The sequence below is a fragment of the Bradyrhizobium sp. KBS0727 genome, assembly GCF_005937885.2.
Lineage (GTDB): Bacteria > Pseudomonadota > Alphaproteobacteria > Rhizobiales > Xanthobacteraceae > Bradyrhizobium.
In genome coordinates, this window is record NZ_CP042176.1 from 3,337,254 (window position 1) to 3,353,450 (window position 16,197).

16 protein-coding genes are annotated in these 16,197 nt (G+C 64.4%); 9 read left to right on the forward strand and 7 right to left on the reverse strand.

All coding sequences use genetic code 11. The annotated features are described in order from the left end of the window. Positions 1-88 precede the first annotated feature (88 nt). Complete coding sequence (parC, locus tag FFI89_RS15275) at positions 89-2,344, forward strand: DNA topoisomerase IV subunit A (RefSeq protein WP_138837846.1); 2,256 nt, start codon at positions 89-91, stop codon at positions 2,342-2,344. A gap of 8 nt (positions 2,345-2,352) precedes the next feature. On the opposite strand, the gene FFI89_RS15280 is transcribed toward parC, so the two are convergent. Together FFI89_RS15280 and FFI89_RS15285 are read right to left on the reverse strand one after the other, a co-directional pair. Next, positions 2,353-3,252, reverse strand: a complete 900-nt coding sequence (locus FFI89_RS15280; protein WP_138837848.1) for a slipin family protein — start codon at positions 3,250-3,252, stop codon at positions 2,353-2,355. Between the two features lie 5 nt (positions 3,253-3,257). After that, positions 3,258-3,638 carry a GntR family transcriptional regulator gene (locus FFI89_RS15285; RefSeq protein WP_168212897.1) on the reverse strand — a complete coding sequence of 127 codons (381 nt, stop codon included), beginning with the start codon at positions 3,636-3,638 and terminating at the stop codon, positions 3,258-3,260. A gap of 88 nt (positions 3,639-3,726) precedes the next feature. Between FFI89_RS15285 and FFI89_RS15290 the strand changes: the two genes are divergently transcribed. Both FFI89_RS15290 and FFI89_RS15295 read left to right on the forward strand, forming a co-directional pair. Then, positions 3,727-5,712 carry a pyrroloquinoline quinone-dependent dehydrogenase gene (locus tag FFI89_RS15290; RefSeq protein ID WP_138837852.1) on the forward strand — a complete coding sequence of 662 codons (1,986 nt, stop codon included), beginning with the start codon at positions 3,727-3,729 and terminating at the stop codon, positions 5,710-5,712. A gap of 152 nt (positions 5,713-5,864) precedes the next feature. Next, the gene (locus FFI89_RS15295; RefSeq protein WP_138837854.1) at positions 5,865-6,794 is read left to right on the forward strand and encodes a cation diffusion facilitator family transporter; all 930 of its coding nucleotides are present in this window, start codon (positions 5,865-5,867) and stop codon (positions 6,792-6,794) included. 23 nt (positions 6,795-6,817) lie between these two features. Here the strand turns inward: FFI89_RS15295 and chrA are convergent, their stop codons facing one another. Together chrA and FFI89_RS15305 are read right to left on the reverse strand one after the other, a co-directional pair. After that, a complete protein-coding gene (gene chrA / locus FFI89_RS15300; RefSeq protein ID WP_138837856.1) occupies positions 6,818-8,209 on the reverse strand; it encodes a chromate efflux transporter in 1,392 nt (463 codons plus the stop codon). Next, a complete protein-coding gene (locus FFI89_RS15305) occupies positions 8,209-9,027 on the reverse strand; it encodes a chromate resistance protein ChrB domain-containing protein (protein WP_138837858.1) in 819 nt (272 codons plus the stop codon). Before FFI89_RS15305 ends, chrA begins: the two co-directional genes overlap by 1 nt. 393 nt (positions 9,028-9,420) lie before the next feature. Here FFI89_RS15305 and FFI89_RS15310 point away from each other — a divergent pair, with 393 nt between their 5' ends. From FFI89_RS15310 to dmeF, 3 genes are all read left to right on the forward strand, one after another. Beyond that, positions 9,421-9,993: a hypothetical protein gene (locus tag FFI89_RS15310; protein ID WP_138837860.1), complete on the forward strand. Its 573-nt coding sequence runs from the start codon at positions 9,421-9,423 to the stop codon at positions 9,991-9,993. Between the two features lie 13 nt (positions 9,994-10,006). Beyond that, positions 10,007-11,233, forward strand: coding sequence for an MFS transporter (locus tag FFI89_RS15315; protein WP_138837862.1), 1,227 nt, complete (start codon positions 10,007-10,009; stop codon positions 11,231-11,233). A gap of 83 nt (positions 11,234-11,316) precedes the next feature. Beyond that, a complete protein-coding gene (gene dmeF / locus FFI89_RS15320; protein ID WP_138837864.1) occupies positions 11,317-12,267 on the forward strand; it encodes a CDF family Co(II)/Ni(II) efflux transporter DmeF in 951 nt (316 codons plus the stop codon). Here dmeF and FFI89_RS15325 read toward each other — a convergent pair. Then, the gene (locus FFI89_RS15325) at positions 12,264-12,995 is read right to left on the reverse strand and encodes a sulfite exporter TauE/SafE family protein (RefSeq protein ID WP_138837868.1); all 732 of its coding nucleotides are present in this window, start codon (positions 12,993-12,995) and stop codon (positions 12,264-12,266) included. The genes dmeF and FFI89_RS15325 overlap by 4 nt on opposite strands. A 178-nt stretch (positions 12,996-13,173) precedes the next feature. Here FFI89_RS15325 and FFI89_RS15330 point away from each other — a divergent pair, with 178 nt between their 5' ends. The 3 genes from FFI89_RS15330 (at position 13,174) to FFI89_RS15340 (ending at position 15,444) form a co-directional block, all read left to right on the forward strand. After that, positions 13,174-13,623 (forward strand): hypothetical protein, encoded by a 450-nt coding sequence (locus tag FFI89_RS15330; RefSeq protein WP_138837870.1) that lies wholly within the window; start codon positions 13,174-13,176, stop codon positions 13,621-13,623. Positions 13,624-13,650: 27 nt separating this feature from the next. Beyond that, positions 13,651-14,529, forward strand: coding sequence for a DMT family transporter (locus FFI89_RS15335; protein WP_138837872.1), 879 nt, complete (start codon positions 13,651-13,653; stop codon positions 14,527-14,529). A gap of 96 nt (positions 14,530-14,625) precedes the next feature. Then, on the forward strand, positions 14,626-15,444 hold the full coding sequence (locus FFI89_RS15340) for an N-acyl homoserine lactonase family protein (RefSeq protein ID WP_246669504.1): 819 nt from the start codon (positions 14,626-14,628) through the stop codon (positions 15,442-15,444). Positions 15,445-15,549: 105 nt separating this feature from the next. On the opposite strand, the gene FFI89_RS15345 is transcribed toward FFI89_RS15340, so the two are convergent. Beyond that, entirely contained in the window at positions 15,550-15,972 is a 423-nt protein-coding gene (locus tag FFI89_RS15345; RefSeq protein WP_210249120.1) for a RidA family protein, read from the reverse strand. Positions 15,973-15,988: 16 nt separating this feature from the next. Next, positions 15,989-16,180 carry a hypothetical protein gene (locus FFI89_RS15350; protein WP_138837875.1) on the reverse strand — a complete coding sequence of 64 codons (192 nt, stop codon included), beginning with the start codon at positions 16,178-16,180 and terminating at the stop codon, positions 15,989-15,991. Between the last annotated feature and the right edge of the window lie 17 nt (positions 16,181-16,197).

Consider the following 16,197-nt stretch of genomic DNA (forward strand, 5'->3'; position numbering starts at 1 on the left):
TGTGGTTATGGGGTTCCGCGAACGCAGGGACGGCGGATGCCCCGATTCGCGTCTTGCCCGATTCACCGCAAAAGTTTAACGCCTGCCCATGGGAAAACGACAGCTACCGCCGGAAGAGCCGGCGGAAATCCACGAGGTCATGTTGCGCGATGCGCTGGAAGAGCGCTATCTCGCTTATGCGCTCTCGACCATCATGCACCGCGCGCTGCCGGACGCCCGCGACGGGCTGAAGCCGGTTCACCGGCGCATCCTCTATGGCATGCGCCTGCTGCGGCTCGACCCCGGCACGCCGTTCAAGAAATCCGCAAAAATCGTCGGCGACGTGATGGGCTCGTTCCACCCGCATGGCGACCAGGCGATCTACGACGCCATGGTGCGGCTGGCACAGGATTTCGCCTCGCGTTATCCGCTGGTCGACGGCCAGGGCAATTTCGGCAATATCGACGGCGATAATCCCGCCGCCTACCGCTACACCGAAGCGCGCATGACCGAGGTCGCGCGGCTCCTGATCGACGGCATCGACGAGGACGGCGTCGAGTTCCGTCCCAATTACGACGGCCAGAGCAAAGAACCGGTCGTGATGCCCGGCGGTTTCCCGAACCTGCTCGCCAACGGCGCGCAGGGCATCGCGGTCGGCATGGCGACCTCGATCCCGCCGCATAACGTGGCGGAGCTGTGCGACGCCGCGCTGCATCTGATCGACAAGCCCGAGGCGAAGTCGAAGGCGCTGCTGAAATGGGTCAAGGGCCCGGATTTCCCGACCGGCGGCATCATCGTCGATTCCAAGGAAAGCATCGCCGAAGCCTATGTCACCGGGCGCGGCTCGTTCCGCACCCGCGCCAAATGGAACCAGGAAGAGGGCGCGCGCGGCACCTGGGTCGTGGTCATCACCGAGATTCCGTGGCTGGTACAGAAGTCGCGGCTGGTCGAGAAGATCGCCGAGCTGCTCAACGAGAAGAAATTGCCGCTGGTCGGCGACGTCCGTGACGAGTCCGCCGAAGACGTCCGCCTCGTGATCGAGCCGAAGTCTCGTGCCGTCGATCCTGCGCTGATGATGGAATCGCTGTTCCGGCTCACCGAGCTCGAGAGCAAGATTTCGCTGAACCTCAACGTGCTGGTGAAGGGCCGCATCCCGAAGGTGATCGGGCTGGCCGAGTGCCTGCGCGAATGGCTCGACCATCTGCGCGACGTGCTGCTGCGCCGCTCGAACTTCCGCAAGGCCCAGATCGAGAACCGGCTCGAAGTGCTCGGCGGCTATCTGATCGCCTATCTGAACATCGACAAGGTGATCAAGATCATCCGCACCGAGGATGAGCCGAAGCCGGCGCTGATCAAGGCGTTCAAGCTGACGGAAATCCAGGCCGACGCCATCCTCAACATGCGGCTGCGTAGCTTGCGCAAGCTCGAGGAATTCGAGATCCGCACCGAGGACAAGGACCTCCGCAACGAGTTGAAGGGCATCAAGTCGCTGCTCGGCTCCGAGGCCGAGCAATGGTCCAGGGTCGGCGACCAGGTCCGCAAGGTCCGCGACATTTTTGGGCCGAAGACGCCGCTCGGCAAGCGCCGCACGCAATTCGCCGACGCGCCCGAGCACGATCTGGCCGCGATCGAGGAGGCCTTTGTCGAACGCGAGCCGTGCACGGTGGTGATTTCCGAGAAGGGCTGGGTCCGCACCCTGAAGGGCCATGTCGCCGACCTGTCGTCGCTCGTCTTCAAGACCGACGACAAGCTCGACCATGCCTTCTTCGCCGAGACCACCTCGAAGCTTCTGGTGTTCGCCACCAACGGGCGGTTCTATTCGCTCGATGTGGCAAAACTGCCGGGCGGCCGCGGCCATGGCGAGCCGATCCGCATGTTCATCGACATGGAGCAGGACGCCGCGATCGTGTCGCTGTTCGTCAACACCGGCGGCCGCAAGTTCCTGATCGCAAGCCTCGAAGGGCAGGGCTTTGTGGTCAGCGAGGACGATTGCGTCGGCAACACCCGCAAGGGCAAGCAGGTGCTCAATGTCGAGATGCCGAACGAGGCCTGCGCGATTGCGACTGTCTCGGGCGACACGGTGGCTGTGATCGGCACCAACCACAAGATGGTGCTGTTCCCGCTCGACCAGGTGCCGGAAATGGCGCGCGGCCGCGGCGTGCGCTTGCAGAAATATTCCAGTGCAAAACTGTCCGACGTCGCGGTGTTCGAATCCAAAGCGGGATTGAGCTGGAAGGATTCCGCCGGGCGCGACCAGAACATGAGCTGGAAGGACCTGGCCGACTGGCGCGGCAACCGCGCCGACGCCGGCCGTCTCGCCCACGGCCTGCCGAAGTCGAACAAGTTCCTGCGCGGCGTAGAGTAGGGCGCCGGTCAAGCGCCCTTCGGCAGCGCGCCGGCGGCGGCGACCAGGCCGAGCGCGCCGCCCGGATTCATGCTGTCGACCATGCTGGTCGGGATCAGGATCGTGGCGCCGCGCTCCTTGGTGGTCTCATAGATGATGTTCATGGCGCGGAGCTGCAGCGCGGCCGGGCTGCGGGCATAGAGATCAGCGGCTTCCACGAATTTCTGCGCGATCTCCTGTTCGGCTTGGCCGAGCAGCACGCGGGCCAGTTTTTCGCGCTCTGCCTGCGCCTGCCGGCTCATGGCGTCCTGCAGAGCCGGCGGCACCCCGATGTCGCGGATCTCGACCGAGAGCACGGAGACGCCCCATTCGGCGGTCTTGCGGCCGATCTCCTCGCGCAATTGCTGGTCGCCGCTCTTGCGTTCCGATAGCAGCGTCGACAGCAAAGAGGAGCCAACGATCTCGCGCAGCGAGGTCTGGGCGACCTGGGTAATCGCCTGGCGGTAGTTGGTGATTTCGAGCGCAGCGCGTTCGGGATCGTGGATCTGCCAGAACACGACAGCATCAATGTTCACCGGCACCGTGTCCTTGCTCAACGCCTTCTCGGCATTGATTTCGGTGGTCTGGATGCGCTGGTCGAGCCAGGAGGCGACACTGTCGATGAATGGCAGAATCGCGAACACGCCCGGGCCGCGAATGGCCGTGAGCTTGCCAAGCCGCAGCACCACGGCGCGTTCCCATTGATCCGCGACCATGAGGGATTGCGGGATCAGCGCCGCGATGACGGCGAGGCCGCCGGCCATCCAGTAGTAGCTGCGCGTGCCCGTGCTTTCGCCGAACCACGCGCAGAGCGCCGCGGCGGCTGCGAACAAGGCAGCCAACACGATTGCAGGCTTGTTAGCTCCGTTAGCCATAAAATAGTTGTTCATGACGACTATTCCTTCTGCTTCGCGAGGGCCTTTATTCGGTCGGCCAGCGCAACGGGGTCGATCCCCATCGTGGCCGCTGTAGCGAGAACCTGCTTTGCCAGACCATCGGTTTGGGCCTGCTGGGCGCGCGCGCCCAGGGCTGGCGGGGGCTTGGCGACGAAGCTGCCGCGCCCGCGAACCAGCGTGATGGCGCCGATCCGCTCCAGTTCGTCGTAGGTGTGCCGCACCGTATTGAGGTCGATTTTCAGTGCGACCGCCACCTCGCGCATGGTCGGCATCTGGTCGCCGGCCGCCAGCACGCCGGCGCCAAGCTGCCGCAAAATCTGCTCCCTGAGCTGGACGTAGATCGGGACGCCCGAGCTTTCGAGCCGGAGGGTGTTCAGCAAGTCTGTATGCATTAACTAGTACACTAGACAATGCCAGCGTTATGGTCAATACTCTCGTGTAGGGTAGGCTGGAAGCAGGGAGGACAACATGATCCCTCGCACGCTGACGATCGGCCTTGCGGCTGTCTTGCTGGGCGCTTCTTGCGCATCCCACGCGCAAACCATCCCCGGCGCGCTTCCCGAATCTGTGAAGGCGCTCACGCAGGGCGAATGGCCGGCCTATACCGGAAGCTATGCGGCTTCGCGCTATTCGCCGCTGACACAGATCGATGCGAGCAACGCCAAGAACCTTCATGTCGCCTGGCGCTGGAAATCGGCTGACATGGCGGTCAGGCAGGCCGATCCGTCGATCGGACCAAGTTTCGCCAATGAATCGACGCCGCTGATGGTGGGCGGGGTGCTCTACACCCCGACCTCGCTGTCGCAGGTCGCCGCAATCGACGCGGCGACCGGCGAAACCAAATGGGTCTACGATCCCAAGATCTACCAAAACGGCCTCGGCTTGCCCGCCAACCTCGGCTGGCTGCACCGCGGCGTCGCCTATTGGCGCAATGGCGATGACGAGCGCATCGTCATGCTGACCGCATTCGCGCAGATGATCGTGCTCGACGCCAAAACCGGCAAGCCGGTGTCGTCATTCGGCAAGGACGGGCGGATCGATCTGACAGAGGGCCTGCGCCGTCCGGTCGACCGCAACTACTACACCATGACCTCGCCGCCGGTGATCGTGCGCGGCGTCATCGTGGTCGGCTCCTCAGTATTCGACTGGTGGGCGAAGCGGCCGTCGCCGCCCGGCGACGTCAGGGGCTTTGACGCCAACACCGGGCGCCTGCTCTGGACCTTCCATACGGTGGCGCAGGGCGAGGAGGCAGGTACCGAAACCTGGGAGAACGATTCCTGGAAGGAGATGGGCAACGCCAATGTCTGGGCGCCGATGAGCGCCGACGAAGAGCTCGGCTACGTCTATCTGCCGGTCAGCACGCCGACCAACGACTACTATGGCGGTCAGCGTCCTGGCGATGGACTGTTCGGCGAGAGCCTGGTGTGCCTTGACGTGACCACAGGCAAGAAGGTCTGGCACTACCAGCTTGTCCATCACGGCCTGTGGGATTACGACCCACCGGCGGCGCCGAACCTGGTCGACATCACGGTCGACGGCAAGCGCATCAAGGCGGTCGCACAGGTTACCAAGCAGGCCTACGTCTATGCCTTCGATCGTGTCACCGGCAAGCCGGTGTGGCCGATCGAGGAGCAGCCGGTACCGGCCTCCAGCGTTCCCGGCGAACGCGCATCGAAGACGCAGCCGGTCCCGACCAAGCCCGCGCCGTTTGACCTGCAGGGCGCGCGCGACGAGGATCTGATCGCGCTGACGCCGCAGATCCACCAGGAGGCGGTCGAGATCGCCTCGGCCTATGATCGCGGCGGGCTGTTCACGCCGCCATCGCAGCGCGGCACTATCCAGGTGCCCGGCAATGCCGGCGGCGCCAGCTGGTCCGGTGCTGCGATCGATCCGGAAACCGGTACGCTCTATGTCGGCACCTATCGCATCCCGACGCTCGTGAAGATCCAGAAGCCGGAGTCATGGCAGGGATCCTACGATTTCATCGGGCTGCCGAGTTATCCGGCCGGGCCGCGCGGGTTGCCGCTGCTCAAGCCGCCGTTCGGCAGCATCGTGGCCATCGACATGAATACCGGCGAGCACCGCTGGCGGATTCCGGTGGGGCGCAGCATGGCAATACCCCCGATCCTGGCGCTGGGTATTCGCGAACAACTGGGACTGCCGTTCCGGAATTGGGCGCTGGTGACCAAGACGGTCATGATTGTCGTGCAAATGGGCTACGTGAGCGCGCCGCGCTTCGTGCCGGGCCTCAATTTGCCGGTCAGGGATCTGCACAATCTCGATCCGCATCTATGGGTTTACGACAAGACCACCGGCGCGATGCTGGCCGAGATGGAACTGCCGGCGAACGCGACCGGCGCGCCGATGACCTACATGGCCGGCGGCAAGCAGTTCATCGTGTTTTCGGTCGGCGGCGGTCCGCTGGTGGAGGAGCTGATCGCGGTTTCGCTGTAATAGTATTCGAAATTCCGCGCGCTATAACGTCGCCGTCGAAAACATAGCGTTTTCGAGTGAAGTGGACACCGCTTCACGCAAAGAAAACGCGTCAAACAAAAAGCTAGAGCCTGGTTCTGGCTCAATCAGAACCGGGCTCAGGACGAGGCGGAATGGCGCACGATCACCACGCACATGGTCACTCCCACGGCCACGTCGAACACAGCCACGTGCCGGACAATTTTGGCGCCGCCTTTGCCATCGGCGCCGTGCTCAATACCGCGTTCGTCATCGCCGAGCTGATCTTTGGCTATGCCGCCAACTCGCTCGCTTTGATCTCGGACGCCGTTCACAATCTTTCCGACGTGGTGGCGCTGCTGCTGGCATGGGGTGCGGTGTGGCTGGCGCAAAGGAAGCCGACCGAGCGCCACACCTACGGTTATCGGCGGGCCTCGATCCTGGCGGCGCTGTTCAATGCCGGATTGTTGCTGGTCGCGGTCGGCGGCATCGTCGTCGAGGCGGTCAACCGCCTCTACGCGCCCGCGGCCGTGGCCGGCTGGACGGTTGTGGCCGTCGCAGCGCTTGGCGTCGCCATCAATGGCGGCACCGCCTTGCTGTTCATGCGCGGCCGCCACGGCGACCTCAATATTCGCGGCGCCTATCTGCACATGGCGGCCGATGCCGGCGTCTCGCTCGGGGTGGTGGTCGCAGCGCTTGTGATCATGTGGACGGGTTGGCTGTGGCTTGATCCCGCGACCAGCCTCGTCATCGCGGCCGTGGTGTTCTGGAGCGGATGGGCGCTGGCGCGCGACAGCGTCAACCTCGCGCTCGACGGCGTACCGCGCGGCATCGAGCTGGCGGAGGTCAGGATCTATCTCGGCGGGCTCGAAGGCGTCACGGAAGTGCACGATCTGCACGTCTGGGCCATGAGCACCAACGAGACCGCCTTGACCGCGCACCTGGTGCGGCCCGGCGGCCACGATGATTCATTCCTGCATCGCGTCTGCGAGGAACTCGCGCACCGCTTCAACATCCACCACGCCACGCTGCAGGTGGAGATCAGCGCCGAGGTCTGCCGGCTGGCGCCGGAACATGTGGTGTAACCCACCCTGCGATTCCCTTGGGATCATACGATTCCCAGCAACCGCAACGCCACGCCGGCCGCGCACGACCCCGCCAGCACCCAGAGCATGCCGATGTTGAGCCGGAAGATCGCGGTCGCCGCGGCCGCCGCCAGCACGAACGCCGCGATATCGAGGCTCGACCAGTCGGGCATGTCGAACGACAGCCCGAACGACCGAAACGGCGTCGTCTTCCGGAACAGCGTGTGCAGCGCGAACCAGATCGACAGATTGAGGATCACGCCGACCACGGCCGCGGTGATCGCGGTCAGTGCCCCCGCCAGCCCCTTGTTGCCGCGCAGCGTCTCGATGTAGGGCGCGCCGAGGAAGATCCAGAGGAAGCAGGGGATGAAGGTGACCCAGGTCGCCAGCAATCCGCCGAGCGTGGCGGCGAGCATCGGCGGCAGCGTGCCGGGATCGCGGAAGGCGGCCATGAAGCCCACGAACTGCAGCACCATGATCAGCGGGCCCGGCGTGGTCTCGGCCATGCCGAGGCCATCCAGCATCTCGCGCGGCCCGAGCCAGTGATAGTGCTCGACTGCCTGCTGGGCGACATAGGCCAGCACCGCATAGGCGCCGCCGAACGTCACCAGCGCCATCTTGCTGAAGAACAGCGCGATCTGGCTGAACACATGAGCCTGGCCCAGCCCGATCAAAAGGGCTGCCACCGGAACCACCCATAGCAGCAGCCAGATCGAACTGACCCTGAGCGCGCGCCCGACACTCGGGCGGACATGGTCGGGCAGTTCCTCGCCGAGCAGGCTGTCGACCACGGCCGTCTTTTTGCCGCCGCCGCCATGCTCGACCGCGGCGAATTCCGGCCGTCCGCTGCGCGCGCCGAAATAGCCGATCACGCCGGCCGCGACGATGATGATGGGGAAGGGGACGTCGAAGAAGAAGATCCCGACAAACGCGACCGCGGCGAGCGCGATCATCACCCGGTTGCGCAGCGCGCGCTTGCCGACGCGCACGACCGCCTGGACGACGATCGCTAGCACCGCGGCCTTCAGGCCGAAGAACAGCGCCTCGATGAAGCCGACATTGCCATAGGCCGCATAGATATAGCTCAGGCCCATGATGGCGATGATGCCGGGCAGGATGAACAGGCCGCCGGCCATGATGCCGCCGGCGGTGCGGTGCAGCAGCCAGCCGATATAGGTCGCGAGCTGCTGCGCCTCCGGCCCCGGCAGCAGCATGCAGTAGTTCAGCGCATGCAGGAACCGGCTCTCCGAGATCCAGTTCTTTTCCTCGACCAGGATGCGATGCATCACCGCGATCTGGCCAGCCGGGCCGCCGAAGCTCAATACGGCGACCCGCAGCCAGACCCCGAACGCTTCGCCGAAGCTGATGCCGTGACCGGCGTCAGCTTCGGCAGTGGTGTTCGTGGTCGCATTCATTACGATTTTGCCTTGTTGGTCGGCCAGTTATGCGTTTCGCCGGTGGCGTCGCGGCACCAACGGTAGAACGCATCGTACAGCATCATGCCGGCTTCGAGCTGCTCGAGATCGTCGTCGAACATCCTGGACAGGCCGAGCGATGCGGCCAGCAACCCCGGCGCTTCCGGCGACAGATCGAGCCGCCCGGTATCGGCAGCGCGAACCATCGTCGCCAGACGCAGCAGTGGCGGCGTCGCCAGACCGAATTCCTCGATCATGACGTCGAAGGTGCAGAGTTCGCCGCGGTGGCTCCAGAACACGTTCTCGATATCGAAGGGAACGGCGTTGAAGCGCTCGCCCACCGCCACCACTTCGGACGGCGCCACGAACAGGAACACCGCGTTGGGGTCGATGAACCTGCGGATCAGCCAGGGGCAGGCGATGCGGTCGATTTTTGGCCGCGCGCGCGTCACCCAGATCGTGCGCCCCTTGGCGTCGCGGGGCGGCAGCTTGGCGGCATCCACCAGTGGTAGTTTCGCCTCTTTCCAGCCTTCAAAGCCGCCTTCCAGCGTTTCGGCCGTGACGTCGGCGTTGCGCAGCCAGGCCGCGGTGCCCTGCGCCAGTTTCGCACCGCGCAGGCAGACCACGATGGCAGGATGACCGGAAAATTCCTCGCTCCAGTCGGCGGCGTCCTGATGGCTGCGCCGGACGGCGCCGGGAATAAGCCTGGGGTCTGCGGCGAAATCCTCTTCGGTGCGGACATCGATCAGAACAGGGGTCTTCGCCGTCCCGATCAGGCGGGAAAGCTTATCCAGGGATATAGAGGTATGGGATGACATAATTGCGCCCTCGTAAGAGATAACGGGACGCGATGCTTGGGCTTGTCGCCTCGTGGGGAGATCGCAAAGTCCCCATCCCCCGGAATTAGCCGATTGGCGTTCCGTCTGTCAACCGGTCGAAGTACATCGGCTCGCCGGCGAACACCGGACGTCGCGTGGAACCCTTGCGCGACGCGGTGTTCGGACTTAGCTTCCGATTATTCGGGGACAAAGCAGGCTCCCCGTCAGACGGCCCACCGTCCAAGCTCTGCGCACCACTCGACGTGTCGAGGATTGCGCATGGACAAAAAGCGGCCGGTGTTTTCCAGCTCTATCAGGCCACATCTCCGCGCCGCTCTCGTCGCGTGCACCCTCGCGTTCGCACCATCCGCGTCCGCGCAGACAGGAGCCGCCATGATTGCCATTGACCGCATGACGCCCGGGTCACCTCCGGCAGGATTTTCCTTTGCACGGACCGGCCGGGGCAAGGAGGGCGAATGGATCGTCACCGCCGACCGCACGGCCGGCGGTGGACAAGCGATCGAGCAGACCAGCACCGACCGCGCGGATTACCGGTTTCCGCTCGCGATCCACGACAGCCTGTCGGCTGCCAATGTCGACGTCGAAATCCGCTTCAAGGCCGTGGCCGGCAAGACCGATCAGGCCGCAGGCGTTGCGGTACGACTGATGGATGCCGACAATTATTACGTCGCCCGCGCCAATGCGCTGGAGGATAACGTCCGCTTCTATCGCGTCGTCGATGGGCGCCGGGAACAACTCGACGGCGTCAATCTCAAGGTCATCGCAAATGAGTGGCATCGGCTCGGCCTGCGCGCGGAAGGAAAACGCTTCACCGTCTCCTATGACGGCAAGCCATTGTTCACGACCGCGGATGCTACCTTCGCTGGTGCCGGCGGCGTGGCGCTGTGGACCAAGTCCGACAGCGTGACGCGCTTCGATCAGTTGACGATCACCGTTCTGCCTTAGGGGAATGCCTGGGATGACCGATCGCGTGACTGAATCCAGGACATCTTCGGCAAGCCCGCTGATCTCGCTGCTCTATGTCGCGCGGGGGCTGCGCGGATTTGGCGACGGCTTCGCCATCATCATCCTGCCGGCCTACATGACGGCGCTGGGGTACGATGCCGTGGCTGTCGGCATTGTCGCGACCGCATCGCTGCTCGGAACCGCGTTGTTGACGCTGATCGTGGGCTGGATCGCGCCACGCCATGATTTGCGCCCACTGCTGATGTTCGGCGCAGGCCTGATGGCGGCGACCGGGGTCGCCTTTCCCGGCGTCGAGCACTTCCTGTTGATCGCGCTGGTCGCGTTTGTCGGTACCATCAACCCCTCCGGCGGCGATCTCGGCGTTCTGGTGCCGCTGGAGCACGCGGTGCTGGCGCACAGCACCACGGATGCGCGGCGCACCCAGGTGTTTGCGCGCTACAGTCTGATTGGCGCGCTCTGTACCGCCGCCGGCTCGCTGGCGGCGGCATTGCCGGACGTGCTGACGGCAAACGGAAGCACCAAGCTCGGCGCATTCCGCCTGATGTTTTTTGCCTATGCGGCGCTCGGTGTCGTCTGCGCGGCGCTTTATCGTCATGTCCCGCACGAACGCGGCGAGCAAAAAGCCCCGCAGGCGCCGCTCGGGCCGTCGCGGGGCACCGTCTACAGACTGGCGGCGCTGTTCAGCATCGATGCCTTCGCCGGCGGCTTCGTCGCCCAGTCCCTGCTGGTGCTCTGGCTGTTCGAACGCTTTGACCTCTCGCTGTCCGCGGCCGGATTGTTTTTCTTCTGGTCGAGCACGCTGAGCGCGTTTTCCTATCCGGTCGCGGCGTGGATCGCCAAGCGCGTCGGCCTCGTCAACACCATGGTGTTCACGCATATTCCCTCCAGCCTGTTCCTGATCGCCGCCGCGTTTTCGCCCAACCTCTATCTGGCGCTCGGACTATTGCTGTTGCGCTCGGCGCTGTCGCAAATGGACGTGCCGACGCGCACCTCGTATGTCATGGCCGTCGTCACCCCGGCCGAACGTCCCGCCGCCGCCAGCATGACCGCCGTGCCGCGAAGCCTGGCCTCCGCGATCAGCCCGGCGATCTCGGGCGTGCTGTTGGTGACGGCGTTTTCCGGCCTGCCGCTGGTGGTCTGCGGCACGCTCAAGATCGCCTACGACGTCGCCCTGCTGTTCTCGTTCCGCCACATCAGGCCGCCCGAAGAGCAGGGCTGAACGCTTACGGGCGAGGTCGGAATTTTCGCCCTCGGGACCTATATTTGGGGTATGGAACGGCACGCAGTGTTCGGAGACTTGCCATGCATTCAGATTCGATCGACCGGTGGACCCACGATCACGTGTTCCTGGGTAGCCAGCATGACCGTAACGAGCGGCGTACCCGGTTCGTGGTCGTGTTGACGGCGGTGATGATGGTCGGGGAAATCACGGCGGGATGGGCATTCGGCTCGATGGCGCTGCTCGCCGACGGCTGGCACATGGGAACCCACGCGGCGGCGCTCGGGATCGCGGCGCTGGCCTATCTGTTCGCGCGGCGGCAGGCGGCCAATGCCAGCTTCACCTTCGGCACCGGCAAGTTCGGCGATCTCGCCGCCTTTTCCAGCGCGATCATCCTGGCGCTGATCGCCGCGCAGATCGCTTACGAAAGTGTGATCCGGCTGTTTCACCCGGTGCCGATCATCTATGGCGAGGCGATCGTGGTTGCGATGCTCGGCCTTTGCGTCAACCTGGTCAGCGCGTGGTTGCTGCGCGACGACCATGACCACCACCATGGCCATCATCACGATCACGCGCACGACCATTCGCACGGGCATCACCACGACAACAATCTTCGCGCGGCCTATGTGCATGTGCTCGCGGATGCCGCGACCTCGCTGCTGGCGATCGCGGCGCTGGTGCTCGCGATGGTCTCGAACTGGGTCTGGGCCGATCCGGCGGTTGGAATCGTCGGCAGTCTGGTGATCGCCAGTTGGGCCTATGGGCTGATCCGCTCCTCCGGCGCGGTGCTGCTCGACGTCAATGCCGACCGCGACCTCGAGGGGACCATACGCAGCCGGATCGAGACCAGGGGCGATCGTGTGACCGATCTGCATCTGTGGCAGGTCGGCCCCGGCCATCGTGCCGCGGTGATCTCCGTCGTGTCCGACCATCCGCTGCCGCCGACGACCTACAAGCGCCGCCTCGGCGGCCTGCGCGGCCTCAGCCACGTCACGGTCGAGGTGGAGACCTGTCCCGATCCGCATCCGCACTAGGTCATCAGCACGGCGCCCGAGATCAGCAGCAGCGCCAGGACGACTTTGCGGAAACCGGCCTCGTTGAGCCGGCCGAACAATTTCAGCCCGAGCCAGGTGCCGGCCAGCAGCGCCGGCAGCCCGACCAGGAACAGCTTGATCGTATCCGGGGCGATCGCGCCCTTCGCGCCGATCCACAGCGCGCTCATCAGGAAGATCGCGACCGCGACCGGCTGAAACACCGTGCGCTGCAGGTCCTTGGGCCAGCCGCGCAGCCCGCACCAGATCGTTACCAGGATTCCGGCCAGCCCGGTGATGCCGCCGAGCACGCCGTTGAGGAAGCCGACACCGGCATCGGCCACAGCGCCGCCGGCCTCTTGCGGCGCGATCGTGGGGCGCAGCAGCGCGTAGAGCGAGTAGAGAACCAGGAAGGCACCGACGCCACCGCGCAGATAAGCGAGGTTGGCCCAGCTCAAGATACTGACGCCGACAGGCACGCCCAACGCCGCGCCGAGCAGGAAAGGCCAGAGCTTGCGCCAGTCGAGCGCGCGGCGAAGCTTCCAGACCGCGTAGCCCTGCACGATCAGCCCGAACGCGATGATCAGCGTAGCGGTCTGCAGTGGCGTCAGAATATAGAGCCAGATCGAGGAGGCGACGAGGCCGAACGCGAAGCCGGAGAGCCCGGCGATCAGCGCGCCGGCAAAGGTCGCGAGGAGAAACAGCGAAAGTTCGAGTGCAGATCCATCCATGTGCCCGCTCCAAGGAAAAGCGAGCAGCGCTTGAATGGGATCGCCATTTCATGGGGAGGCTGCGATTTCCCCGCTGGCAGGCTAGGCCCGCGCGGGCGGGGGACGCAAGATGCAACATGAGCCATGCCCGATCATGCGCGCGATGGCCTAGACTGGCGCAAAGGCCAAAGGGGGTGTCATGCACAGTTTCGCAGCCGCGGGGGCCGGCTTTCTTCTCGCCGTGTTGTGGTTCGACCTGATGTTCGACGTACAGACGCGCAAGCACGCAGGCGATGTGCTGCCGCCGGAAATATTGACGTCGATCTCGAACTATTACCGGCGCGTTACCACGGACGCCTATCCGATGAACCGGCTGATCGCTCTGGTCATGCTGCTGACACTTGCCGCCATCTGCGCGGAGATCGTGCAAGGCGAATACGCATGGTGGGTCGGCTGGGGCTCGCTGCTGTTGGCGGGCTCCGGATTCGTGCCTACCATGACCCGCACGGTCCCGAACGCCCGCCGGTTGGGAAGCGCTCGGGACCCGGCCGAAGAGCAATCGCGGCTCGCGCGCGCGATCTGCCGTGATCACATGTTCAGCTTCGCGCGGATGAGCTGCGTTCTGGTACTGCAACTGATCGCGTGGTAGCTGCGCGGCGCGACGGGGGAGGCTACCTTGGGCGAGTGGGTTGGCGTCGCGATCGCCCTGGTCTCAAGTTGTCTCGGCGGCACGGCGGCGGCGATCACGCGTTATCTCGTCGGCAATGCCGATCCGATCACGCTGGCTATCCTGCGCTGGGGCATCGGCTTCATCTGCCTGTTGCCGGTGGCGTTGCTGCTGAAGATACGCTGGCCGCAGCTGACCGACTGGCCGGCGGTCGCGGCACTCGGTTTCTGCTTCTTCGGCATATTTTTCGTCTTCTACAATATCGCGATGACATTCACGACGGCGGCGCGGGCCAGTCTCGCGCTGGCGACATTGCCGCTGCACACCATGGTGGTCGGCGCCTTGCTCGGCATCGAGCCGTTGACGCCGAGGAAATCGATCGGCGTCGGCATCGCCGTGCTCGGCGTGTTCGCCGCGCTGGCATCGGGACTTTCCGCGGCGCCGCCGGGGGCGTGGCGGGGCGAACTGATCATGACCGGCGCCGTGCTCTGCATGGCGTTCTACAATGTCTGGTCCCGTCCGTTGATCCAGCGTTCCAGCGCGCTCGGATTCCTCACCGTCGGCATGGGAACCGGCGCCGCGGCGCTGATCCTCGTCGGATCATTCACCGGCAGCATCGCCGCGCTGAGCCAGTTCGGCACCGCGCAATGGATCGCCGGCCTTTATCTCGGCATTGCCGGCGGCGCTCTGGCGTTCATCCTGTGGGTCATGGCGCTGGCGCGCGCGTCACCGACGCGCGTAGCCAATACCATGACCGTAAACCCGCTCGCAGCGGGACTGCTCGCGACGCAGTTGGTCGGCGAACCGATCACGGCCAATCTCGTGTTGGGGTTGATCGCGGTATTTGCAGGCATCTGGATCGCGACATCGGAGATCAAAAAAGCGTAACCGGTGTTGGTTTCGGACGGCCATGGGGTAGGATTTCACGCGCCGGACCAAAGAGCCGGGCTTATCCATGCTGGAGGAAGCAACGTGAAGCGAAAAATCGGTCTTGCCGCAATCCTGTTGTCCGCCGCACTGTCCGTCGATGTCAGCCACGCGCAAACGGGCAAACCCGGCGTCGAGAGGCTGTACATCCTCAACTGCGGTGAAGGCGTCGCAGGCGATATCTCGCGCTGGTCCCCCGGTGTGAACGAAGGCAAGTCGATGAAGTTCGTCGACAGCTGCTATTTGATCAAGCACTCACAGGGCTGGTTCCTGTGGGACACGGGGATCACGGATGCGGTCGCCGCGATGCCGGATGGCCTTGCGCCTGCCGATCCCAAAGCGGTGTTCTGGCGCCGGCCAAAAACGCTGGTAGCTCAGCTTGACCAGCTCGGCGTGAAACCTGCCGACCTCAAGGGGATGGCGGTATCCCATACCCATCCCGATCACGTAGGCAATGTCGAGTTGTTTCCCGCCACCATGCTGTTCGTGCAGAAGGCCGAATATGACTGGCCCGGTCCCAACAATCAGCCCCGGTTCAAGCCCGAGCATCCCGTGACCAAGGTCGAAGGCGACCATGACGTCTTCGGCGACGGTAGCGTCACCATCCTGTCGACGCCCGGGCATACACCCGGTCATCAATCCCTATTGGTGAAGTTGCCGAAGACCGGCGCGGTCGTTCTTTCCGGCGATGCGGTTCACTTCAAGGGAAATTGGGACAATCGCGCCGTCCCCACCATAAATTTCAACAAGGACCAGACGCTGGCTTCGATGCAGAAAATTTCGGAGACGCTGACAAAGGAAAAAGCCCAGTTGTGGATCAATCACGACAAGGCCCAACGCGACGGTCTGAAGATGTCGCCTGAGTTCTACGACTGAGGAAGACTTTTTATTCCAATTGCGCGACGCCGACGCGCGTGGCCAATGCCATGACGTCTCTCCGGTGGCGGCGGGACTGCTCGCGACCTCGGAGGCCCGGAAGCCTTAACCTCGCGCCGCCGCGATCGCCTCGATCTCGATCATGAAGTCCGGGCCGTAGAGCTTCGACACCTCGACCAGCGTGACTGCGGGCGCCGCCGGCGGCGTTACCGAGTTAAAGAAGCGGTTTCGCGCCTCGCGATAGCGGGCGAGATTTTCGATATCGGTGAGAAATACCGTAAGCTTCACCAGATTGGCGGCCGTGCATCCGCTGGCGCGCAGGGCGATGGTGAGATTTTCAAACACCTGGCCGGCTTGCGCGGCGAAGTCGTTCTTGCCGATCAGATGGCCGTCGGCATCGAGTGCGGTCTGGCCGGCGATGAAGATCATGCGGCGGGCCGTCACCTCGACGATCTGCGAATAGCCGGGCGGCGTACCGAGTTCGGGCGGGTTGAGGCGGGTGATCGATGGCATCGTTTCGCCGGTCATGCTGCTCGCGCCCGGTTCACTTGTGCGGCACGGCAGCCGCCGGCGGCGTCAGGCCGACGGCGTTCTTCGGCTTCATGGTGCCGATATAGAAGGACGACACGAAGATCAGGATCAGGGCGCCAAGGTAGAGCGCATAGGATTGCGGCGGCGTGATCGCCCATTGCAGGAAGCTCTTGGCGTCGGCTGGTTTTTTGCTGTCGTTTTCCATGTCGTGGTTTTGCGCGA

Excerpts from the sequence above, each read along its gene's own strand:
- parC (WP_138837846.1), top strand. The coding sequence starts at position 89 with ATGGGAAAACGACAGCTACCGCCGGAAGAGCCGGCGGAAATCCACGAG.
- FFI89_RS15280 (WP_138837848.1), bottom strand. The coding sequence starts at position 3,252 with ATGAACAACTATTTTATGGCTAACGGAGCTAACAAGCCTGCAATCGTG.
- FFI89_RS15290 (WP_138837852.1), top strand. The coding sequence starts at position 3,727 with ATGATCCCTCGCACGCTGACGATCGGCCTTGCGGCTGTCTTGCTGGGC.
- FFI89_RS15295 (WP_138837854.1), top strand. The coding sequence starts at position 5,865 with ATGGCGCACGATCACCACGCACATGGTCACTCCCACGGCCACGTCGAA.
- chrA (WP_138837856.1), bottom strand. The coding sequence starts at position 8,209 with ATGAATGCGACCACGAACACCACTGCCGAAGCTGACGCCGGTCACGGC.
- FFI89_RS15305 (WP_138837858.1), bottom strand. The coding sequence starts at position 9,027 with ATGTCATCCCATACCTCTATATCCCTGGATAAGCTTTCCCGCCTGATC.
- FFI89_RS15310 (WP_138837860.1), top strand. The coding sequence starts at position 9,421 with ATGATTGCCATTGACCGCATGACGCCCGGGTCACCTCCGGCAGGATTT.
- FFI89_RS15315 (WP_138837862.1), top strand. The coding sequence starts at position 10,007 with ATGACCGATCGCGTGACTGAATCCAGGACATCTTCGGCAAGCCCGCTG.
- dmeF (WP_138837864.1), top strand. The coding sequence starts at position 11,317 with ATGCATTCAGATTCGATCGACCGGTGGACCCACGATCACGTGTTCCTG.
- FFI89_RS15325 (WP_138837868.1), bottom strand. The coding sequence starts at position 12,995 with ATGGATGGATCTGCACTCGAACTTTCGCTGTTTCTCCTCGCGACCTTT.
- FFI89_RS15330 (WP_138837870.1), top strand. The coding sequence starts at position 13,174 with ATGCACAGTTTCGCAGCCGCGGGGGCCGGCTTTCTTCTCGCCGTGTTG.
- FFI89_RS15345 (WP_210249120.1), bottom strand. The coding sequence starts at position 15,972 with ATGACCGGCGAAACGATGCCATCGATCACCCGCCTCAACCCGCCCGAA.
- FFI89_RS15350 (WP_138837875.1), bottom strand. The coding sequence starts at position 16,180 with ATGGAAAACGACAGCAAAAAACCAGCCGACGCCAAGAGCTTCCTGCAA.